Below are 20,569 nucleotides of genomic sequence, written 5' to 3'. Positions count from 1 at the left end.
GGGCGGAACGATATCCGAAAGACCATGCGTGAAAGGGTCCGAAACATGATGCGCAACCTGACGGTGCTGGTCATTTTGGCGGCGGTGGCCTGGGGCGGCTGGTGGGTCGTCGGGTCGCGCCTGTTGCGCACGGCCATGACAGATGCGATTTCGACCGCCCGCGGCGGCGACTGGATCGTGGATATCGACGACCTGGCCGTCAGCGGGTTCCCCAACCGCTTCGACACGCGGGCAACAGGGGTCGACATTGCCTCGCCCGAAGGCCTCTGGGGACTGACGATCGAGAGGGTGGAGTCCTTCGCCCTCAGCTATCGCCCCGATCGCCTGATCATCGTGCCCGCCCCCGAGGCCGTGATCACGACGCCTGCCGGTCCCGTCGACGTGACGGCCGGGGATCTGCGCGCCTCCGGCGTGGTGCGTTTGGCGGACGGTGGGGGGCTGGCATCGGCGACCGTCGCGGGACAGGACCTGTCGATCGAGGCGGGCACCTGGACCGTGACCCTTGCCGCGGGCCAGATCGCCACGCGCGAGGTTGGCGGCCCGCTGACCCATGATATGGCCCTGTCGCTTGACGGTCTGAACATGGCGGGGCTGATGACGGACCCGCGGCTGCCGGATCAGGTGACCCAAGTCCGCGCCGACATGACCCTGACGCTCGATCGGCCATTGCAGCAGGGGGGGCAGTTGCAGGCGATTGCCCTGCGCGACCTGCATGTCGATCTGGGCGGGGGCACGCTCGACCTGTCGGGCGACATCACCATAGGCGCCGACGGCCTGCCGCGCGGGGCCCTGACGCTTGGCCTGACCGAATGGCGCGATCTGCTAACCCTGGCCCCGGCGTTCGACATTCCCCCCGGTCAGGTCGCGTTGCTGGCAGGCGGGCTGTCGGGGATGGAGGACACGGACGGAACGGCGGTCCTGCCGCTGACACTGGCCGGGGGGCAGCTGATGTTCGGATCGATCCCGCTGGCCCCGCTTCCCCGCCTGCCCGCGCCCTACAGCCCGTAGGGCAGCGTCACGCGCCAGCGGTGCGATGGCAGGCAGGCGGGCGGATCGGGCGGAAACAGGCGACCCGCCTCGCGCCGGACAGCCTCGGCAACGCAGATCGCAATGTCGTCGGGCAGGCCGTCGCCCCGGTCCAATGCGTCGATCCCGTCCCATGCCGACAGGTCCACGACCAGAATCTTGCGCCCGCCGCCCAGTCCGACCTCGTAGAGGGACGTCAGCGCCGCCGTGCAACGCCCGCGACACAGCCGCCCCACCTCCGGCACATGGCGCAGGTTTTCCCGCCGGCGCAACAGGACGACATCGATGTCCCGTGCGCGTTCCATCGGCCCATGGACCTGCAGGGCGGCCCGCACATCCGGCGCACCGTCGCCCAGAACACGCAGGTCGCCCCCGCCCGACGGCACGAGGAACAGCCAGACGGGCACGACCAACGGAAGTGCCCAGATCGCGCGGCGAAAGGCCCTAGCCATCCACGCGAATGCGGGCGTTCGTCGGGTCGTAGGGGCTGTCTTCGGTGATCACGGCGTCCCACAACCCGCGCTGCATCCGCACCTTCAGCTTCGTGCCCGGAGCAGACAGGTCGGGCCGCACGTATCCCATGCCGATACTCTGGCCGAAGGCGACCGAATACCCGCCCGATGTCAGGCGACCGATCCGGGCATCGCCATCATACAGCGCCTCGCGCCCCCAGGGGTCGGCATCCTGCGGCCCGTCGATCAACAGCGTCACGCATTTCGACCGGATGCCCAGCGCCTGCATCGCGGCCTTGCCGCAGAACTCCTTCGACAGGTCCACGAAGCGGTCCAGCCCGGCCTCCAGCGGGGTCGCGTCACGGCCCAGTTCGGTTCCGAAGGCGCGATAGGATTTCTCCTGCCGCAGCCAGTTCTGCGCCCGCGCACCGACCAGTTTCAGACCATGCGCCTCGCCTGCTTCCATCAGTCGGTCGAACAGGTAGGTCTGCATCTCCATCGGGTGGTGCAATTCCCAGCCCAGCTCTCCCGTATAGGCGACGCGGATGGCATTCGTCGGACACATCAGCAGTTCGATGTCCCGCTGGCTGAGCCAGGGAAATCGCTTGTTCGACAGCACGGTATCCGGGTCGGCGTCGCGCACCAAATGTTGCAGGATGGCGCGGGCGTTCGGTCCGGCGAGGGCAAAGACGCCGTGCCGTGCGGTCACGTTCTGCCTGTCGATACGACCGAAGCGGCCTTCCTGCGCCGCGATGGCCTTGTAGAGGTAATCCTCGTCGTAAGCCTCCCATCCGCCTGCGGAGACGAGGTAGAAATCGTCTTCGGCCAGGCGCACGATGGTGTATTCCGTTCGCGTCGTCCCCGCCTCGGTCAAGGCATAGGTCAGGTTGATACGCCCCACCTTCGGCAGCCTGTTGGTCGTGAACCAATCCAGAAACGCCGCCGCGCCGGGGCCCGAAATGCGGTGCTTGGCAAAGGCGGTCGCGTCGATCAGGCCCGCCGTCTCGCGGATGGCGCGGGCCTCGTCGACGGCATGCTGCCACCACGCGCCCCGCCGGAACGACCGGCTGTCGTGGTCAAAACTGTCGGGCGCATCGACGGGGCCGTAGTAATTTGGCCGCTCCCACCCGTTCACGCAGCCGAACTGCGCGCCCCGCGCCTTTTGACGGTCATAGGCGGGCGCGGTCTTCAGGGGCCGCCCGGCGGGCCGTTCCTCATCCGGGTGGTGCAGGACGTAGACGTGGTCGTATGCCTCCTCGTTCTTGCGGCAGGCATATTCGGTCGTCACCCATTGCCCGAAGCGGCGCGGGTCCAGGGACGCCATGTCGATCTCGGCCTCGCCCTCGACCATCATCTGCGCCAGGTAGTGGCCCGTGCCGCCAGCGGCTGTGATGCCGAAGCTGAACCCCTCGGCCAGCCACATGTTGCGCAGGCCCGGCGCGGGGCCGACCAGGGGGTTGCCGTCGGGCGTGTAGCAGATCGGCCCGTTGTAGTCGTCCTTCAGCCCCGCCGTCTCGGAGGTGGGGATGCGATGGATCATCGACATGTACTCCTCCTCGATCCGGTCGAGATCGAGGGGGAAGAGGTCGGCGCGGAAACTGTCGGGCACCCCGTAGGGGAAGCGCGCGGGCGCCCCCCTCTCGTAGGGGCCCAGGATCCAGCCGCCGCGCTCCTCGCGCACGTACCACTTGGCGTCGGCGTCGCGCAGCACGGGATGCTGGGGGTTGTCCTTGCGGTATGCGACCAGTGCGGGATCCGGTTCGGTCACGATGTACTGATGTTCGACCACCACGGCGGGGGTCTTGATGCCCAGCAGGCGCGCGGTGCGCGGGGCGTGGTTGCCGGTGGCCGTCACGACGTGTTCGGCATGGACCACGACCCGCTCGTCCGACGGCACCAGGTTGCCGCCCGTCTCGACCATCTTGGTGCAGGTCACGTCCCAATGATCGCCGGTCCAGTGGAACCCGTCGACCTGCCAGCGCCGCTCGATCACGACACCCCGCTGCCGCGCGCCCTTGGCCATGGCCATCGTGACATCCGCCGGGTTGATGTACCCGTCGGTGGGATGAAAGATCGCCCCCTCGAGGTCATCGGTCCGCACCAATGGCCACCGCTCCGCGATCTGGGCCGGGGTCATCCATTCATAGGGGATGCCCACCGTTTCGGCGGTCGAGGCGTAGAGTTCGTATTCGTCCATCCGCGCGCGGCTCTGCGCCATGCGCAGGTTGCCCACCACGCTGAAACCGGGGTTCAGGCCGGTCTCCTCCTCCAGCCCCTTGTAGAACTTGACCGAGTAGTCGTGGATGTGGCTGGTCGCGTACCCCATGTTGAACAGAGGCAGCAGACCTGCCGCATGCCACGTCGATCCGGACGTCAGCTCGTCACGCTCCAGCAACACCACATCCGACCACCCGGCTTTTGCCAGATGATAGGCGATGCCGGTTCCGACGGCGCCACCGCCAACCACGAGGGCTTTGACATGGGTCTTCATGGGGACGCTCCGCCGCAAGGTATCGCGGCCAATCTGACGCAAACGGCCCGCGGCGGTCCATCCCCGCCGACCGGACGGAGGCATTTTGCGACAAGCCCCCCGGCCTGATCATGGTTAATCAGGCATCAAGGTTAACTGGGCATCAAGGTTAACCCGCCCCTTCTTTGTTCCCGAAAATATCCATGACCCGGCCCGCCGCAGCCGATGGACCAACGGGTCACAGCACCCCGATCTCCGCCAACGCCACCGACAATTCCGCGGGCAACGGCGCCTCGGACGCGGCGCGCGGGTCCATGTCGCGCGGCGCATCCTCGGGCAGAAGATAGCGCCAGCCCTGGAACGGGCGCCGGAGCGTCGGCACGACAGGAATGGGACCGGGCTTGAGGACGATGGCGCAGCGGCGGATGCCGTCGTCGAATTCGACTTCATCCAGACGCAGAATGGGTTGCCGCGCCTGTATCGCTCCCTTGATGACCCAATAGATCGAACCGCCGGCCAGAACCTCGGCCTCGCGCTTGGGCCACATCCGGGTGACATGCCGGGGCAGGCCGTCCGGCCCCTTGGCGCGCGGGCTCGCCTGCCATGCGGCCATGGATTCGATCGTCTCGGACCCGACGCTCAACTTGATGAGATTGATCATGTGACTCCCCCGGAAGCTGCGATATATCTAGAGGTCCGCGCCAGCGGTGCAACCAGCCCTTGGGCCATCTCGAAAGGATCGAGACCAAATGTCCGCTTTCTCCGCCCCCATCGCAGAACAGATCTGGGACATGAAGTATCGCCTCAAGGAGGCGGACGGCACGGCCATGGACACGGACATGAATGCGACGTGGGACCGGATCGCCACCGCCCTTGCCGCGCCGGAGGAGGATCCCGACATCTGGGCCCCGCGGTTTCGCGAGGCCTTGCAGGATTTCCGCTTCCTGCCCGCCGGTCGCATCATCGCCGGGGCCGGCACCGGGCGGGCCGTGACCCTGTTCAACTGCTTCGTGATGGGCACGGTCGAGGACAACATGGGCGGGATCTTCACCGCCCTGCGCGAAGCGGCCCTGACCCTGCAACAGGGGGGCGGCATCGGATACGACTTTTCGACCATCCGCCCCCAGGGGGCCAGCGTTCGGGGCGTGCAGGCCGATGCCTCGGGCCCCTTGTCGTTCATGGATGTCTGGGACGCGATGTGCCGCACCATCATGTCGGCCGGGTCGCGGCGCGGCGCGATGATGGCGACCCTGCGCTGCGACCACCCCGACGTGGAGGATTTCATCGCCGCCAAGCGTGATCCGGCCCGCTTGCGGATGTTCAACCTGTCCGTCCTGATCACCGACCCCTTCATGGAAGCGGTGGCCGCCGATGCCGACTGGGACCTGATGTTCGACGGCACGATCTACCGCACGGTCAATGCCCGCGAACTGTGGGACGCGATCATGCAGGCGACCTACGATTATGCCGAACCGGGCGTCATCTTCATCGACCGGATCAACGCCGCCAACAACCTGTCCTATGCCGAAACGATCGCCGCGACGAACCCTTGCGGCGAACAGCCGCTGCCCCCCTATGGCGCCTGCCTTCTGGGGTCCGTGAACCTTGCGCGGCTGGTCGTCGATCCCTTCGGCACCGGGGCCGATATCGACGAGGAGGCGCTGGAGGAGATCACCGGCACCGCCATCCGGATGATGGACAACGTGGTCGATGCCTCGCGCTTCCCGCTGCCTGCGCAAGCCGAGGAGGCGCGCGCCAAACGCCGGATCGGCCTGGGTGTCACCGGTCTGGCCGATGCGCTGGCCATGTGCGGCCTGCGCTATGGCAGCCCGGATGCGGTCGCGGCCACGTCGCGGTGGCTCAGCGTGATTGCCAACGCGGCCTATTTCACCTCGGCCCGGCTGGCGGACGAAAAGGGGCCATTCCCGCTTTATGACCGCGACGCGATCCTTGCGGCACCCATGGTGCGGCGGTTGGCCCCGGATGTTCAGGCCGCCATCGCCGAATCCGGCCTGCGCAACGCCCTGCTGACCTCCATCGCGCCCACCGGCACCATCAGCCTGCTGGCGGGCAACGTCAGCAGCGGGATCGAACCGATCTTCAGCCCCGAATACACCCGCAAGGTCCTGCAGCCCGATGGATCGCGGACCGAAGAAGTGGTTCAGGACTACGCCGTTGCCGAATGGCGTCGCCTGAACGGCGATGCCCCCCTGCCCGAGGCGTTCGTTTCCGTCGCGGACCTGACCCCGGCCGAACATGTCGCCATGCAGGCCGCCGCGCAGGAATGGGTGGATTCCTCGATCTCAAAGACGATCAACGTCCCCGAGAATATCGGCTTCGACGCCTTCAAGGACGTCTACATGCGGGCGTGGAAGACGGGGTGCAAAGGCTGCACGACCTATCGGCCGAACGCGATCACCGGAAGCGTGTTGAGTGCCGCGGATACCGCAAAGCCCCTTGCTTCGGACGCATTGCCGACCCTTTCATCGATAGCAGATCGCCTGAAATGGGCAATGGCGCGCAAAGGATGGAGCAACGAGACCGAGCTTGCCGATGCGAGCGGTGTGGATCCTTCGAGCATCGGAAACTACCTGACGGCGGAGGGCGATCCCTGTTCCCGAGACCCTTCGAAAGCAGATGCATCGGCGTTCGCGTCCGTTCTTGGGGTTCCGGCCGGATGGCTCCTGTTCGGCGATGAGGGCGAAAGCCGCCCGGGGGGCCTGCCGCCTGCCCCCCTCCATTCCACCCCGCTCGACCGCCCTGCCCAACTGACCGGCGAGACCTACAAGATCAAATGGCCCATGTCGGAGCATGCGCTCTACATCACCATCAACGACATCCTGCTCGACGATCAGCGCCGCCCCTTCGAGATCTTCGTGAACTCCAAGAACATGGAGCATTTCGCCTGGACCGTTGCCCTGACCCGCATGATCAGCGCGGTGTTCCGGCGCGGCGGCGACGTGTCCTTCGTGGTGGAGGAATTGAAGGCCGTCTTCGACCCGCGCGGGGGTGCTTGGGTGCAGGGCAAATACGTGCCCTCGATCCTCGCCGCGATCGGGGGCGTGATCGAACGGCACATGGTCGCGACGGAATTTCTGTCTGGCGAAGGCCTCGGCCTGAAGGTCGACCCGGTGGACCCGACGAAAGCACCGGAAGCCCCGGCCGTAATCGCGAAGGTCAGCCCCCCCGGCCCGACCTGCCCCAACTGCGGCTCGTTCGAGGTTCACATGGCCGAAGGCTGCGCCACCTGCGCGTCCTGCGGCTTTTCGAAGTGTCAGTAACCGGAACATGGCCCCGCTGAATGTTTTTACGGGCGTAGTTATGCCAAAACCCGTGAATTCGCCTGCCAAGGGGCGGGACTTGTTTTTCTAAGAGTCCGCTAAGGATTGAAATCACTGGGTTTCTTGAGAACGCGTATCCAAGCCTGTTTTGGTGGGAAGATGCTGCCGTGACAGTCCTGCTGGCAGGTCCCCCTTGAGTTCTCCGACATGAGTAAAAGTTCGGCCGCTTCCCTTCCGGGAGGCGGGCCGATTTTCCTTGTCAGATTCTGCTTTATGGGGCCCATAGCCTCGCTGCCCGCGTGACAACGCGGGTCTTTTTCCTACAGTATTTCCGATCCACGGTGTCGGTAGTCGAAGCTCCGGGCCATCTATTACCCAAGGCGGCGCATGTTGGGTGATTTTGACGCGCTACATGAGAGCGTTTCGCGCCTGAGGCAAATGGAGACAGGACACGGTTTCCAGAAAACTGATCGGAAGGCGTAAGTTGGCTGTGTTCCGAACCCGACAGGAGGAAAGAGGGGCGGCTTTCGCCGCCCTTATCCGAAGTGCCTGCGAATTTCCTATGGGGATCGCCAGCGTCGCAACGCACCCTCAATGCGCGCGTGGGCCTGGATGACCTCGTGCCTCGAGTGATGGCCGTCGCAAAACTGATGGCCGTAGGTGTCTGCGCCCGTGTCACCGATCGTGTAGCCGAGCGCAAGAAACGCCTGGTGCGCCGCCTCGGTCAGTCGCGCGGGATGGCGCGGCGAAGTGATGACGGTCACGCCGGCGATCTGCCGACCGATCTGGGTGTAGTGCCGGTCCACCCAGACGTGACACGAGATAGGCTGTGCATCTCGATGGGCCACAGCGTCACGTCGCAGATGTCCTGCTCCATCCCGAACTGATCGGGATGGACGCTCAGGCGGCGCCGGCGCGCCAGCTGAAGGATACAGCGCGCTCCGGTCTCAGTCGGCCTGACGGAATCGCCCGAGAAGCTCGCTGACACGCGCGCCATGCCACCGGGTCATGTCGGAAGCTGGCAGGCCCCTCTCAAGCCCGATACTGTCGAGCGACGTCGGCGCCTGGTCGGCCAGGATGCGCCGAATGTCCCGCAGCGCGGCCTCGACGGAATCTGTCTCCGGGATCGGCTGCCCGAAGGCACCATGCAGGTCACAGAGCGCGGCGAAGCCGCTCGGATCATCGAGTGCGTCGAGCAGGTCGCAGAGGCTCGCGCCGTGGCCTCGGAGGTGCTGCTCCACCGCGTAGGCCGCGCCGAGGCGAGCCTCAGCGGTGTCGAGGGTGGCGGTGTTGAGCATGATGTTCTCCCTTTCATGCGATGCGGAAACGGTGCTGGTGTGCCTGATTCATCGGCGTCATGTTCCGTCGCGTAGGAGAAATCGGGCGTTGGCGGGGTCCTGTCGGTTGGGTGCAAAGGCTGGTCTTCGGTGCTGGTGATGAGAAAATTGGTCTTTGCTTTGGACAACGAAGAAGAAATCTGCCGGGCGAGTGATTTTTTCTGGTTCTTGCGCAGCATCTTCGATGAAGTTCCGAGACGGTGTAAGGCTGAGACTTCGCCCTTCCATTTACTCGAAGGCAGACGCCGACCGTGCAAACCGCGCACAGTCGGCGTTGTATTTCAGGCCGCGTGCTGCGCTTGCAGGGCGAGCGCCATCGCGTCCTGCTCGTCATCCAGTTCTCCGACCGCTACCAGCAGTTCATAAAGCCGGTCGGTGAGCAGGCAGAGCTCTTCCACTTCCGGGCTCGCGGGATCGAGAAGGGGCCAGGACGACACCTCTGGGTCGAAACTTTTGCCAACCGGATCGAGGGACAGGAGCCGATGCAGGTCGACGAGCCTGTGCCGCGTTGCTCGATCGAGGCGCGAGGATTCGCGCAGGCCGGACATGAGACGCAGGACGCGGGTCCTTCCGGCCTCATCGTCGATCAGCCCGACGGCGTTGCAAAGTGCGGCTCCGTGCTCATCGAAAAAGGCGCGCACGGCGGCGAGTTGCGGGTCTGCGGACAGGGTCTTCGTGAATAGCTTGCGCAGCATTGTAATCCTCCTGTTGGTTGTTAGATGAGCGTCTGCCGTTCGTGGCAGCATCAAGCCTGTCCGCTTGTCGTTTGCTGGGGGCTTCCTCCTTGTTCCTGCCGTGATTGAAAGGCAGTGTTTCCGTCGCTCAATATGGATATTGGCCGGCTGCTCGAGCCACGAAGAAATAACTTCGGCTTTGTTCGACGCTGCTAAGGAATTTCACCGCCAAGATCGTCGATCGGCCCCATGAAGCCGAATGACGATCCGCGAGCTGATGGACGACCGCCATGGTGAGTATCCCCTCCTCTCGGGCGCGGTCGAGGCGGACGAAGGTTATCTGGGCGGGGCTCCGACGACGCTCGTCGGCGCCGCCAAGCCGGGCAGCGGGAGCACCGTTCGGCCTATGGTGCTCGTCGCGGCCGATCGCGATGGGTATGCGCGGGCCGCCGTTGTGCCGAACAAGGCGGGCGCGACGCTCGCCGCCAAGGTGGCGGATTGGATCGACCCGGACACCGCCTGGCCCATGACCGAGCGCAGCCAATCCTACAACGCGGCGGGCCAGCAGATGCAGGTCCACTCGAAGGTCATCCACAGCCAGGGCCAGTATGCGAACCCGATCATCGGTGCGCGTGTGAACATCGCCGAGGCCGTGATCTCGATGCTTCGGCGGGCGTTGATCAGGGTATTCCACAAGCTGCCGGCGGACCATCTCCAGCGCACATCGACGAGGTCTTATGGCGGTGGAACTACCGCAAGCCGGCGAGCGAGAAGACCGTGCAGCGGGTCGGCCGGTCTGGCCGCGTACGCACCAGGACCACCACGATCTGGAAGCCCCTCCCCGTAGTCGAGCAGATGCGCGCGCTGCTCCAGCGCGCGGTGGAGCGGCAGGTCCGGCCGTCGGCTTGCTACGGGCTCAGGTGGCCGTGATCGAGGCGCGCAGCCGATGTCGAGGCGCAAGGGTCGTGCTGGTGGGGCATAAGCTGCAGAACGTTTCCTCCTGACCCTCAACCCTCCTTCATCTGAATGAGCTGAACGAAATTGCCGCAAGTGTCGTCGAGGATTGGCATGCGAACCGGACCGGCGTCCAGCGGCTCCTGCGCGAAGCGGACGTCGAGGGCCTTGAGCTTCCCAACCTCCGCGTCGAGGTCGTCGACCTTGAAGGACACGGCTGGGATGCCGTCCGCGACGAGGGCCTGCCGGAACGGATCCACGGCGGGATGCACGTTCGGCTCCAAGAGGAGTTCGGTGCCGCCCGGCTCATCGGGCGAGACGACCGTCAGCCATCGGTGCTCGCCGAGCGGCGCGTCGGCCTTCACCTCGAACCCGAGGACGCGGGTGTAAAAGTCGAGCGCCTTCGCCTGGTCGTCCACGAAGACGTTCATGATGTAGATGTTCATCGGCATTTCCTTTCACTGGGAACGACGCTCCGCGGCGCGACGACCGGACCAGGGCGTCGTCCAGGGCACCAGACCTCGTCCGGTCCGTCGACCCCGCGCGTGCATCACGGTCCCGGCCCGATCGACCATCTAGGACTATGCTCCGACTTCCGACGCGACGTCGCGATTGACCTGTCACCCGCGCTCTTACGTACCGACCGTCGGTTGGTATATAAGCAACGCATGATCGAACCCTTAGCATCCGTGGGACCATCCCGCCGCCGCCTCGCCCCCGAGACACGGCGGGAGGCGATTCTCGACGCCGCGCAGGCACTCTTCGACCAAAAGGGCTGGGACGCGGTGACGGTGGCGGACATCCTCGACGCGTCCGGCCTCTCCAAGGGCGGGTTCTACCACCACTTCGCCGCCAAGGAGGACGTGCTGGAGGCGCTGGTCGGACGGATGACGCGGGCTGTGGTCGCCGCCGCAAAGGCCACGCGCGACGCTGCCGAGGGGAACGCGCTGGCACGGCTCAACGCCTTCGTGGCGGGGTCCGGCCGCTGGAAGGCTCAGAACGCCGGACAGATGCGCGTTGCGGCCGAGGTGATGGCCCGGCCGGGCAATGACCTCTTGTTCGCACGGCTGCGGGTGGAGGCGGAGCGGGCCGTCCGCCCCGTGCTGCGCGAGATGATCGAGGCGGGCATCGCGGAGGGCACGTTCGACGTGCCGGACGCGGACATGGCGGCCGAGCTGATCCTCGCCCTGGGCGAGGGGCGACGGGTGGCTCTGGCGAAGGCCATGGCCGCCGCCCGGGACGACATCGCCACGGCGACCGAGACGATGATGGGCCGGATGCGGGCCGAGGCCCGAGCCTGCGACCGGCTGTTGGGCCTGCCCAAGTGCAGCGTCGTGATGGCCGAGCAACGAGCGATCGAGGCGATGCTGGTCGGGATGACCGGCACCGCCGTCGAACGAGAAGGAGACGACGGATGACGAGGATCGAGGAGATCGCGCCGCGGGTACACGAGATCACCCTGGCAGGCGTGGTGGAGAAGGCCGACGTCGAGGCGATGGAGCGGGAGCTGACGCCGCTCTTGGAGGGCGATGGCAAGATCAGCCTCGTGATCCGGGCTGAGGAGTGGTCGGACATCACCGCGGATGCACTCGCCGAGGACCTGCGCTTCGAGCTGAAGATGCTGCCCAAGCTGACCAAGGTCGCGCGCGTGGCGCTCGTGACGTCGAAGCAGGGGCTCGCCGCCCTCGTGCGGTGGATCGACCCGGTGGTGCCGATGGTCGAGATGCGCGCCTTCGCGGCGGGCGACGTGCAGGCCGCGCGCGACTGGGCAGCGGACGCGCCCGCGCTTAACGCCGCGCCGTCCGGTCCCGGCCTCACGATCCTGGAGGACGGCACGGGGGGCGTGCTCGCCTACGAGGTCGATGGGCGGGTCACGAAAGCTGACGCCGACACCGTGTTCGACGCGCTGGAGCGGGCGACGGCGGGCGACAGAAAGATCGACCTGATGGTGGTGGTGAAGGACTGGGACGGCTTCCAATTGTCGGTCCTGAACCGCGAGTTCATGGGCGGCAAGTTCGCTGCCGTGGGCAAGGTCCGCCGCTACGCGGTGGTCGGCGCGCCGTCCTGGATGGCCATGGCCGCGCAGGCGATGGACCCCGCGCTGCCCATCGACATCCGCACCTTCGACCTCGCCGCGCGGGACGAGGCGCGCGAATGGCTGGCGAGTTGAGGAGGCATGTGGTTCGAGATCACCGTGTTGGCGCTTCTGCTGTCGATCTCCATCTATCTGCACCGGGTCGTCCGGCTGATTGAGACCAGTAAAGGCGGTCCCTTATGAACGGATCAGGGCGCAGAGATACCCGCATGAGCCTTCCCATCAACGGCCCATTGCACATACCAACACTGTCACGCTCGCCTCCCCGCATGAGCACTGGGCTATGACGCACGTGGATCAAAGACTGCGGCTGCGGGACATCCGCGCCCTGATCCGCACGCGGCTGTGGGCGCAGATCCTCGTCGCGATGATCCTCGGGGTGGCAACCGGCCTCGCACTGTCGCCGTCCGGCGGCACATCGGTCGCGCTCAGCCCGGCCGGAGCGGAAGCCGTCGGCACGTGGTTGCGGCTGCCGGGGGTCCTGTTCCTCAATCTTATCCAGATGGTCGTGATCCCGCTCATCACCACCTCGATCATCCTCGGCATCACCTCTGCGGGTGATCCGGACTTCCTGCGCCGGGCCGGACTGCGGATCGTGCCCTATTTCATTGCGACCACCACAGTGGCCGTGCTGATCGGCATCGTGATCGCGACGCTGGTGCAACCGGGGACGTTCGTGGACACGGCGAGCCTGCGCATGGAGAGCGCGGCCGCAGCGCCGGGCCTTGCCATGCCGGAGCCGGCCGCGACGACAAGCGTGGCCGACCGGATCGCGAACCTGATCCCGGCAAACCTGTCTGCGGCGGAACTGTCGCGGAACATGATGCAGATCGTTGTCGCCGCTATCATCGCGGGGGCGGCGATGATAGCCTTGGGACAAACACGCACCGAACCGCTCCTGCGGCTCTTGCAGATCGTCCAGGAGATTTCGATGAAGATCGTCGGCTGGGCAATGCTGCTTGCGCCGCTCGCGGTCTTTGGCCTGATCGCTGATTTCGTCTTGCGAACCGGTATCAGCGCGCTCGTCGGAATGACTGCCTACATCGGCTCGGTCATCCTTGGGCTGGTGGCGCTTCTGCTCGTCTATCTTCTCATCGTCGCCGTCCTCGCTCGACGTGATCCTCTTGCGTTCCTGCGGCACATCGTGGATGCGCAGCTTCCGGCGTTCTCGACGTCGAGTTCGGCTGCGACGATGCCGCTGTCGCTCCGGGTCGCGGAAGAACGATTGCAAGTGAGCCCCGCAGTTGCGCGCTTCATCGTTCCGCTGGGGGCGACGGTGAACATGGATGGCACCGCGCTTTATCAGGTCATGGCCGCGCTGTTCGTTGCACAGCTTTACGGGATCAGCCTCGAGCCCGCGACACTCGTCATCCTGATCGTCACGGTGGGCGGGGCGTCGATCGGCAGCCCTAGCACCCCCGGAGTGGGCATCGTGATCCTGGCGACCATCCTGCAATCGCTGGGCATCCCCGCCTCGGGCGTGGCCGTGCTGCTCGGGGTCGATCGGATCCTCGACATGTGCCGGACGGCGATCAATGTCACCGGAGACCTCACGGCCTGCGTGGTGATGGACCGCTGGCTCGCTGTTCCGGCCGAAACGGCGGGCGCGGGCGCGGGCGCGGATCATCCGCATGTTGGCGGAAAGGTCAGTGCCGCATCCGAGGTGATCCGATGAACACCAAAACCCCTGATACCATGCTTCCAGCCTATACCACGCGCGGCCTGACCAAGGTCTACGGCGAGGGCCGCTCGGCGGTCCACGCGCTCAGGGGCGTCAATTTGGAGATCCCGACGGGCGAGATCGTCGTGCTGCTGGGCCCGTCGGGCTCCGGCAAGTCGACGCTTCTCAATATCATCGGCGGGCTGGATCGCCACACCGAGGGCACCGTGATGTTCCGAGACCAGCGGCTCGACGGAATGAGCTACGCCGACCTGACGCGCTACCGGCGCAACCATGTCGGCTTCGTGTTCCAGTTCTACAACCTCATGCCCAGCCTGACCGCGCGCGAGAACGTCGAACTGGTGACCGAGATCGCCGACGATCCGATGGACCCCGACGAGGCGCTTGCGCTGGTCGGCCTGAAGGCGCGAACCGACCATTTCCCGGCCCAGCTCTCGGGCGGCGAGCAGCAGCGCGTCGCCATCGCGCGGGCCATCGCAAAGCAGCCGGACGTGCTGTTCTGCGACGAGCCGACCGGCGCGCTCGACAGTGCAACCGGTCGGTCGGTGCTGCGAGTGCTGGCGGACGTGGACAAACGTCTGGGGTCGACTGTGCTGATGGTTACCCATGCCGCCAGTCAGGCGAAGATGGCCGACCGGGTGATCCATTTCGCCGACGGCGACATCCGGGAAATCGTGGAGAACCGCGAGAAACGCACGCCAGAGGAGATCGCCTGGTGAGTCCGCTCGACCACAAGCTCCTGCGCGACCTGTGGCGCATAAAGGGACAGGCCGGGGCCATCGGCGCGGTCATTGCGGTGGGCGTGATGATGCTGGTGATGATGACCGGGCTCACCGCGTCGCTGAGCGAGACGCGGGACGCCTATTACGAGCGCTACCGGCTCGCGGGTGTCTTCGCCCCCGTCGCGCGCGCGCCGGAGCAGCTTGCCGAACGTCTGACCGAGATACAAGGGGTGTCCTCCGTAGAGACCCGGGTGCAGGGCCGCGCGCTGATCGACCTGCCGGGGCAGGTCCTGCCAGTGCAGGCGCAGGCAGTCTCGCTGCCTGACCGGGGCCGACCGGCCTTGAACGACGTCTACCTGACAGACGGACGCATGCCCGCCACGGGGCGACCTGACGAGATCCTCCTGCTGCAAAGTTTTGCCGCGGCCCATGACCTCCGCCCCGGCGACACCTTGCGCGCGACAATGGACGGCGCGCGCCGGAGCTTCGACATCGTGGGCCTCGCGCAAAGCCCCGAGTTCCTCTACACGACCGCGCCGGGCGAGCTGGTGCCGGACGACGCGCGCTTCGGCGTCATCTGGATGGTACGCTCCGGCCTAGCCGCCGCCTACGACATGGACGCCGCCTTCAACGAGGCGCTTCTGGGCCTCACGCGCGGGGCGTCGGAGGCTTCGGTGCTCGATGCCGTGGATCGTCTTCTGGAGGCCTATGGCGGCTCCGGCACCTACGGCCTCGCCGACCAGTTCTCCAATCGCTTCGTGTCGGAGGAGATTTTGGGACTCGAGGCGGCAGCCGTCGGTGTGCCGCCCATCTTCCTCGCGGTTGCGGCCTTCCTGCTCTACATCGTGGTCGGTCGAATGGTGCAGTCCGAACGTGAGGAAATCGGGCTGATGAAGGCCTTCGGCTACACCAATGCCGAGGTCGGCACGCATTATTTCAAGCTGATCCTCGCGATCGCAGCGGGCGGAGCACTGGCCGGATGCCTCGGCGGGATCGCGGCGGGACGGGCGCTGATCGGCGTCTACACGGCATACTTCAAGTTCCCCTTCCTCGTCTTCCAACTTGATCCGGCGTCCTTTGCGACCGGCGTGACGGTCAGCATCCTGTCGGCCTCGGCGGGTGGGCTCTTCGTGCTGCGCCGCGTCTTCGCGTTGACGCCCGCGGTCGCCATGCGCGCGCCGGCGCCACCCAATTTCAGCCGCACGAGCCGGATCGGGCAGAGCCTCAACCGCTTCCTCGACCAGCCGTCGCGCATGGTCCTGCGCCGCCTCACGCGCCAGCCCGGGCGCATGGCCGGATCGGTCATAGGCATCGCCTGCGGCATGGCCCTGTCGGTGGCGATGCTCACGATCTATGCGGGATTCGACCGCACGATCGACCTGACTTTTTCGGTGGTCGACCGCAGCGACGTGACGGTCAGCCTCACCCACCCCGTCGCCGACAAGACCCTTTTCGAGCTGATGCGCATGCCCGGCGTAGAGCGGGTCGAGCCGGTGCGCAACGTCAGCGTCGTGTTCCGCAATGGTCTCAAAGGCCATCGCGGCGCGCTGATCGGCCTGCCGCAGGGCCGGGAGCTGAACCGCGCGCTGGACGCCTCGATGACGCCCATCGACCTGCCCGAGCGCGGGGTCGTCCTTTCGGACGTCCTGGCGGGCATGCTCGGGGTCTCCCCCGGCGATACGCTGACCGTCGACGTGCGCGAGGGACGCCAGCCGCTCTTGCAGGTCCCGGTCGCGGCGACGGCTCAGACGCTTCTCGGCTCGCCCGCCTACATGGACCTCGACGCCCTGAACCACATCCTGCGGGAGCCCGGACGCATCTCCGGCGCCTACCTGATGATCGACGACGCGGAGGCCGAGGCGATCTACACCGCATTGCAGGACATGCCGACCGTCGCGGGCGTGAGCCTCAAGTCCCAGGCCCGCGAAGCCTTTGTCACGTTGATGAACCAGGGCGCCGGCGCGATCCGCTACGTGATGGGGGCCATCGCCTTCGTCATCACCTTCGGCATCGTCTACAATGCCGCCCGTATCGCACTGGCCGAACGGGCGCGGGACCTCGCCAGCCTGCGCGTCATCGGTTTCAGCAAGGGCGAAGCCGCTTTCCTGCTGCTCGGCGAGCTGGCCGTTGTGACGGCGGTGGCGCTGCCCGTCGGCGCGCTTCTCGGCTACTACCTGTCCTTTGGCATCGCCGCGGGCTTTTCCACCGACCTCTACCAGATTCCGGCCACCTTCGACCCGGTGAGCTACGGGCAGGCGACGCTCGTCGTGCTGGTCGCCGCGCTCATGTCCGGCTCGCTGGTCAAACGCGATCTCGACCGCACCGACCTGATCGAAGGGCTCAAAACACGAGGCTGACACATGGCAAAAGCAAAGAAACGATCCCGCCTTATCTTCACCACCATCGTCGTGCTTCTGATTGGCGGTGCGCTCACAGCGGCGTTCTGGCCGCGGCCCGCGATGGTGGATCTGGGCAACGTCACGCGCGGTCCGCTGATGGTAACGATCGACGAGGAGGGCCGCACCCGGGTGGCAGAGGCCTATTTGGTCTCGACCCCCGTCGCCGGCCGGCTGCAACGCGTGCAGGTCGATCCGGGCGACCCGGTGGTGCGGGGCGAGACGATTGTGGCGCACATGCTGTCCGCCAATCCGGCGGCGCTGGACGTGCGCACGCGCGAGCAGGCGATGGCGGCCGTCCAGGCGGCGGAGGCCGCCCTTCGCGTCGCCCGCGCCGATCTGAATGCCGCCATCGCCAACCGCGACCTGGCCGCGACAGAACTCGACCGCGCCGAGCAGCTCGCCGAGCGACAGATCGCGAGCCAGGCGGCGTTTGATCGCGCCCGGCAGAACCTGCGCGTCTCCGACGCCGCTTTGGAAACCGCCGAGGCAGCCATCGCGATGCGCGAAGCCGACCTGACGAATTCACGTGCGCAGCTGATCGGCATGGACGATCAGGGACTCGCCGCGGCGATCGGCAACACCCGCAGCGACGATATCCCGCTCTTTGCCCCCGCCGACGGGCGCATCTTGCGGATCATTCAGCAGAGCGAGACGACGCTGCCCGCCGGTGCGCCGATCATGGAGATCGGCGCTGTCGAGAACGCGGTGCAGGTTGAGGTCGGCAATCCGGTCCTGATCGAGGATTGGGGCGGCACAGCTACGCTGGGCGGCGAGGTTCGTCGCATCGACCCCTTCGGCATCACCCGGTTCTCGGCGCTTGGCGTCGAGGAGCAGCGCGTGCCCGTCACCGTCGCGCTGACCGGGCCGCCCGAGGAACGCGCCGCCCTTGGCCACGGCTACCGTGTCGAGGCACGGATCGTTGTCTGGCAGAATGAAGATGCCCTGCGCGTCCCCGCAAGTGCGCTCTTCCGGGCCGGGGACGCGTGGTCGGTCTTCGTGGCAGCGGACGGCACAGCTAAGCTGCAGACTGTCCAGATCGGCCGCAATAATGGCATCGTGGCGGAGGTGCAGGGCGGTCTCGCGGAGGGCGACCGCGTGATCCTCTATCCCTCGACCGCGATCACGGATGGTGTCGCAGTCGCCGAGCGGAGGGTCGAGTAGCAGATGAAGAGAGACGTATTGCTCCCTCGGCGCGCCTTCATCCTCGGCGGAGCCGCGGCCTTGAGCGGGTGCGGTGGGCGCGGCAGGTTCGCGGTCGCCGAGACACGCGCCTCCGGTGCGGGAACCCAGACGCTGTTCGTGGCCACATCCCGCGCCGCCGATCCTGCACCGATCGCCTACGGACCGGGCCGCGGCAACGGTCTGGATTTCGCCCGCCTCACCGTCTCGATCCCGTCGAGCCACCGGATCGGCAACATCGAATGGCCCCGCGGCGCCGAAATCGACCCGGCAACGGACTTCGCGCTTGTCGGCGCCGAGATGCTGAATGGACCGGACGGGCTGGTCCAGGCGGTTCGCGCATCGCGCGGCGATGGAGACGAAGAGACCGTCTTGTTCGTTCATGGATACAACACGAACTTCGCCGAAGGCGTCTACCGCCATGCACAGATCGCATGGGACTACGGGCTGTCGGGACCGCAGATCCACTTCGCCTGGGCCTCGGCGGCGGAGCCATTCGGATACACCTACGACCGCGACAGCGCACTCATCGCCCGCGATGACCTTGCCGATCTGATCGCGGGGCTGGTTCGGGAATCAGGCTTGCGCCTCTCCATCGTCGGACATTCCATGGGCGCGTTTCTCGTGATGGAAGCACTCCGCCAGATCGCTTTATCGCGCGATGATACGCGGCTGGACAGGCTGGCGGGTGTGGCGCTGATCTCGCCGGATATCGACATCGATCTGTTCCGCGCCCAGGCCGAGATGCTTGATTCATTGCCTCAGCCTTTCATCGTGGCGGTGGCACGCAACGACCGCCTGCTGAGGCTTTCGTCGCGCCTTGCCAGAGGTCAGACACGGCTCGGCACCGTCGATGATCTGGCGCTCTTGGAAGGGCTCGGCATCGTCGTCATCGACATGACGGAACTCGGCAACGGCGGAGCTAACCACTTCCTCCCCGGCACATCGGCTTCGGCGATTGCGTTGATCAGAGGATTGCGAGAGGTCGGCGCGGCAGAGATTCCGAACGTCACCATCGGGCCAGTAAGGATTGATTTGGGTTCCGTGCAGGCGGCGACAATAGCAAGTCGATAGTCTTCCACGTGCTGCTGACCTCGAACAACCGCTGCCTGAGACATGACACTTATCAGAACCTTTGCACCAAGAAGGGTAAATCTGGGCCTGGTTCTGGGATGATAACAAACGAAACGGCCCGGAGCGCCACGCAAGGTGCGCCCATGCAGGACCGGCCGGCGATACGGTTTCAACGTCTCGAATGGGTTGAACTGCTAATGTGGAACATCGGCGAGCAGGGGGGCTAAGCTCAAACAGGACATCGGCGATTTGCATCCACGAGCACGTTCATGTCCCGCTTTGTTGCGTGGATAGGTGGGAAACCTTTGGTCCTCTGAAAACTCCGCGCCACTCACCACCCCGGCGGAAAAAAGCAGGATCATTCGTCGCCTGCCGTGATCGTGCTGGTTTAGAACTGGTTGCAGCATGCGTATTCCCTCCTTTTGTGACAATAGAATGCGAAAGGCGTCTGCCGTTCAATTGGCTGGACAGCAAATCTTCCAGCCTAAGGAACTTGCGGTGCCGTTCGAACCAAACCTGCTTCAGGGCTGCCGACATTTTTTGTTAACTCTGTAGCGTGGCACAGCCGACGACGCGCCGCGAGAAGAGGTCGAGAACGAAGGCGAGGTAGAGCCAACCCTCTGCCTGCCAGATATAGGAGACGTCCGCCCCCACTTCCTGTCCGCGCCATCCGCCATGAAGTCCTGCGCCACCAGATTGAGCGCGACAGGCCAAGCAACTTCGCTTTCCGTCGTACGCTTGAAGCGCCGTTTCTGACGCGCGATCAACTGGTTCCCGCGCATGAGACGCGCTGTGCGGTGCCGCCCGAACTCTTGGTGCCCATCGTCGACGAAGTCGCGGTGCATCCGGGGGCCGCCGCAGGTGCCATTCGACAGCGCGAAGGCCGTTCGGATATGGGTCAGGTTGACCGTATGCTGCTTACAATGACAGGCGGGACGCTCCTGTCAGGCGGAGGACCGGCCCTGGCCAACGCAAAGGACACCGCACATCCGGTTGATCGGGGGCGGGCCTTCTGCGCTTTGAGAGAGTCGAAGGTCTTCGACCTCCCTCTTTCGCAAAAAAGGTCGGCTGAGATTGCCGCAAGCGCCGTTGCGCGCCACTATTTCCGCAACTTCGCGATGGTTGATGCCTTCGCGGAGGGGCGTCGCATGGGCCTGATAAACGCATCCGCGCTGCTGGCCGCGAGCGTGCAACAGATATCCTAGGGCGCCGTCAGCCTCACACC

The 20,569-nt window shown here is 65.8% G+C and carries 18 protein-coding genes and 1 pseudogene; 12 read left to right on the top strand and 7 right to left on the bottom strand.

Annotated features, from left to right (window positions below):
- Nucleotides 1–45 precede the first annotated feature (45 nt).
- Complete coding sequence (locus V6N07_RS11580) at nt 46–1,008, top strand: DUF2125 domain-containing protein (RefSeq protein ID WP_371156460.1); 963 nt, start codon at nt 46–48, stop codon at nt 1,006–1,008.
- On the opposite strand, the gene V6N07_RS11575 is transcribed toward V6N07_RS11580, so the two are convergent.
- The 3 genes from V6N07_RS11575 to V6N07_RS11565 form a co-directional block, all read right to left on the bottom strand.
- On the bottom strand, nt 996–1,478 hold the full coding sequence (locus V6N07_RS11575; RefSeq protein ID WP_371156459.1) for a hypothetical protein: 483 nt from the start codon (nt 1,476–1,478) through the stop codon (nt 996–998). The two genes, V6N07_RS11580 and V6N07_RS11575, sit on opposite strands and share 13 nt — an antisense overlap.
- Nucleotides 1,471–3,969 carry an FAD-dependent oxidoreductase gene (locus V6N07_RS11570; RefSeq protein WP_371156458.1) on the bottom strand — a complete coding sequence of 833 codons (2,499 nt, stop codon included), beginning with the start codon at nt 3,967–3,969 and terminating at the stop codon, nt 1,471–1,473. The genes V6N07_RS11575 and V6N07_RS11570 overlap by 8 nt, the downstream gene beginning before the upstream one ends.
- A 217-nt stretch (nt 3,970–4,186) precedes the next feature.
- Complete coding sequence (locus tag V6N07_RS11565) at nt 4,187–4,609, bottom strand: DUF1489 family protein (RefSeq protein WP_371156457.1); 423 nt, start codon at nt 4,607–4,609, stop codon at nt 4,187–4,189.
- Between the two features lie 88 nt (nt 4,610–4,697).
- On the opposite strand from V6N07_RS11565, the gene V6N07_RS11560 reads away from it, so the two are divergent.
- Complete coding sequence (locus tag V6N07_RS11560) at nt 4,698–7,229, top strand: adenosylcobalamin-dependent ribonucleoside-diphosphate reductase (protein ID WP_371156456.1); 2,532 nt, start codon at nt 4,698–4,700, stop codon at nt 7,227–7,229.
- Between the two features lie 632 nt (nt 7,230–7,861).
- Nucleotides 7,862–8,116 (top strand): hypothetical protein, encoded by a 255-nt coding sequence (locus V6N07_RS11555; RefSeq protein ID WP_371156455.1) that lies wholly within the window; start codon nt 7,862–7,864, stop codon nt 8,114–8,116.
- A gap of 60 nt (nt 8,117–8,176) precedes the next feature.
- Here V6N07_RS11555 and V6N07_RS11550 read toward each other — a convergent pair whose 3' ends face one another.
- Both V6N07_RS11550 and V6N07_RS11545 read right to left on the bottom strand, forming a co-directional pair.
- Nucleotides 8,177–8,527: a hypothetical protein gene (locus V6N07_RS11550; RefSeq protein ID WP_371156454.1), complete on the bottom strand. Its 351-nt coding sequence runs from the start codon at nt 8,525–8,527 to the stop codon at nt 8,177–8,179.
- 320 nt (nt 8,528–8,847) lie between these two features.
- Nucleotides 8,848–9,261, bottom strand: coding sequence for a hypothetical protein (locus V6N07_RS11545; RefSeq protein WP_371156453.1), 414 nt, complete (start codon nt 9,259–9,261; stop codon nt 8,848–8,850).
- Between the two features lie 238 nt (nt 9,262–9,499).
- Between V6N07_RS11545 and V6N07_RS11540 the strand changes: the two genes are divergently transcribed.
- Entirely contained in the window at nt 9,500–10,087 is a 588-nt protein-coding gene (locus V6N07_RS11540; RefSeq protein ID WP_371156452.1) for a transposase, read from the top strand.
- Between the two features lie 160 nt (nt 10,088–10,247).
- Here V6N07_RS11540 and V6N07_RS11535 read toward each other — a convergent pair whose 3' ends face one another.
- Entirely contained in the window at nt 10,248–10,640 is a 393-nt protein-coding gene (locus V6N07_RS11535; RefSeq protein ID WP_371156451.1) for a VOC family protein, read from the bottom strand.
- A 222-nt stretch (nt 10,641–10,862) separates the two neighbouring features.
- On the opposite strand from V6N07_RS11535, the gene V6N07_RS11530 reads away from it, so the two are divergent.
- The 7 genes from V6N07_RS11530 to V6N07_RS11500 all read left to right on the top strand — a co-directional run bounded on the left by V6N07_RS11530 (nt 10,863) and on the right by V6N07_RS11500 (nt 19,344).
- Complete coding sequence (locus V6N07_RS11530; RefSeq protein WP_371156450.1) at nt 10,863–11,612, top strand: TetR/AcrR family transcriptional regulator; 750 nt, start codon at nt 10,863–10,865, stop codon at nt 11,610–11,612.
- The gene (locus tag V6N07_RS11525) at nt 11,609–12,364 is read left to right on the top strand and encodes an STAS/SEC14 domain-containing protein (protein ID WP_371156449.1); all 756 of its coding nucleotides are present in this window, start codon (nt 11,609–11,611) and stop codon (nt 12,362–12,364) included. The genes V6N07_RS11530 and V6N07_RS11525 overlap by 4 nt, the downstream gene beginning before the upstream one ends.
- A gap of 208 nt (nt 12,365–12,572) precedes the next feature.
- Entirely contained in the window at nt 12,573–13,964 is a 1,392-nt protein-coding gene (locus tag V6N07_RS11520) for a dicarboxylate/amino acid:cation symporter (protein ID WP_371156448.1), read from the top strand.
- The gene (locus V6N07_RS11515) at nt 13,961–14,689 is read left to right on the top strand and encodes an ABC transporter ATP-binding protein (protein WP_371156447.1); all 729 of its coding nucleotides are present in this window, start codon (nt 13,961–13,963) and stop codon (nt 14,687–14,689) included. Before V6N07_RS11520 ends, V6N07_RS11515 begins: the two co-directional genes overlap by 4 nt.
- Nucleotides 14,686–17,049: an ABC transporter permease gene (locus V6N07_RS11510; protein WP_371156446.1), complete on the top strand. Its 2,364-nt coding sequence runs from the start codon at nt 14,686–14,688 to the stop codon at nt 17,047–17,049. The genes V6N07_RS11515 and V6N07_RS11510 overlap by 4 nt, the downstream gene beginning before the upstream one ends.
- Nucleotides 17,050–17,100: 51 nt before the next feature.
- Nucleotides 17,101–18,252, top strand: coding sequence for an efflux RND transporter periplasmic adaptor subunit (locus V6N07_RS11505; protein WP_371156445.1), 1,152 nt, complete (start codon nt 17,101–17,103; stop codon nt 18,250–18,252).
- Nucleotides 18,253–18,255: 3 nt separating this feature from the next.
- Entirely contained in the window at nt 18,256–19,344 is a 1,089-nt protein-coding gene (locus tag V6N07_RS11500; RefSeq protein WP_371156444.1) for an alpha/beta hydrolase, read from the top strand.
- A gap of 564 nt (nt 19,345–19,908) precedes the next feature.
- On the opposite strand, the pseudogene V6N07_RS11495 reads toward V6N07_RS11500, so the two are convergent.
- Nucleotides 19,909–20,246, bottom strand: a pseudogene (locus V6N07_RS11495) (IS3 family transposase); the annotation flags it as partial.
- Between V6N07_RS11495 and V6N07_RS11490 the strand changes: the two are divergent.
- Nucleotides 20,160–20,549 (top strand): hypothetical protein, encoded by a 390-nt coding sequence (locus V6N07_RS11490; protein WP_371156443.1) that lies wholly within the window; start codon nt 20,160–20,162, stop codon nt 20,547–20,549. The pseudogene V6N07_RS11495 and the gene V6N07_RS11490 overlap by 87 nt on opposite strands.
- Nucleotides 20,550–20,569 lie beyond the last annotated feature (20 nt).

The sequence above is a fragment of the Jannaschia sp. 2305UL9-9 genome (assembly GCF_041403465.1).
GTDB lineage: Bacteria > Pseudomonadota > Alphaproteobacteria > Rhodobacterales > Rhodobacteraceae > Jannaschia.
Note: the sequence above shows the minus strand (reverse complement) of the source record. Positions and strands in the feature narration are given on the sequence as shown.

Coding starts and splice junctions, on each gene's coding strand:
- V6N07_RS11515 (WP_371156447.1), top strand. CDS start 13,961: ATGAACACCAAAACCCCTGATACCATGCTTCCAGCCTATACCACGCGC.
- V6N07_RS11570 (WP_371156458.1), bottom strand. CDS start 3,969: ATGAAGACCCATGTCAAAGCCCTCGTGGTTGGCGGTGGCGCCGTCGGA.
- V6N07_RS11520 (WP_371156448.1), top strand. CDS start 12,573: ATGACGCACGTGGATCAAAGACTGCGGCTGCGGGACATCCGCGCCCTG.
- V6N07_RS11580 (WP_371156460.1), top strand. CDS start 46: ATGATGCGCAACCTGACGGTGCTGGTCATTTTGGCGGCGGTGGCCTGG.
- V6N07_RS11565 (WP_371156457.1), bottom strand. CDS start 4,609: ATGATCAATCTCATCAAGTTGAGCGTCGGGTCCGAGACGATCGAATCC.
- V6N07_RS11575 (WP_371156459.1), bottom strand. CDS start 1,478: ATGGCTAGGGCCTTTCGCCGCGCGATCTGGGCACTTCCGTTGGTCGTG.
- V6N07_RS11500 (WP_371156444.1), top strand. CDS start 18,256: ATGAAGAGAGACGTATTGCTCCCTCGGCGCGCCTTCATCCTCGGCGGA.
- V6N07_RS11560 (WP_371156456.1), top strand. CDS start 4,698: ATGTCCGCTTTCTCCGCCCCCATCGCAGAACAGATCTGGGACATGAAG.
- V6N07_RS11525 (WP_371156449.1), top strand. CDS start 11,609: ATGACGAGGATCGAGGAGATCGCGCCGCGGGTACACGAGATCACCCTG.
- V6N07_RS11530 (WP_371156450.1), top strand. CDS start 10,863: ATGATCGAACCCTTAGCATCCGTGGGACCATCCCGCCGCCGCCTCGCC.
- V6N07_RS11540 (WP_371156452.1), top strand. CDS start 9,500: ATGACGATCCGCGAGCTGATGGACGACCGCCATGGTGAGTATCCCCTC.
- V6N07_RS11535 (WP_371156451.1), bottom strand. CDS start 10,640: ATGAACATCTACATCATGAACGTCTTCGTGGACGACCAGGCGAAGGCG.
- V6N07_RS11555 (WP_371156455.1), top strand. CDS start 7,862: ATGGCCGTCGCAAAACTGATGGCCGTAGGTGTCTGCGCCCGTGTCACC.
- V6N07_RS11545 (WP_371156453.1), bottom strand. CDS start 9,261: ATGCTGCGCAAGCTATTCACGAAGACCCTGTCCGCAGACCCGCAACTC.
- V6N07_RS11550 (WP_371156454.1), bottom strand. CDS start 8,527: ATGCTCAACACCGCCACCCTCGACACCGCTGAGGCTCGCCTCGGCGCG.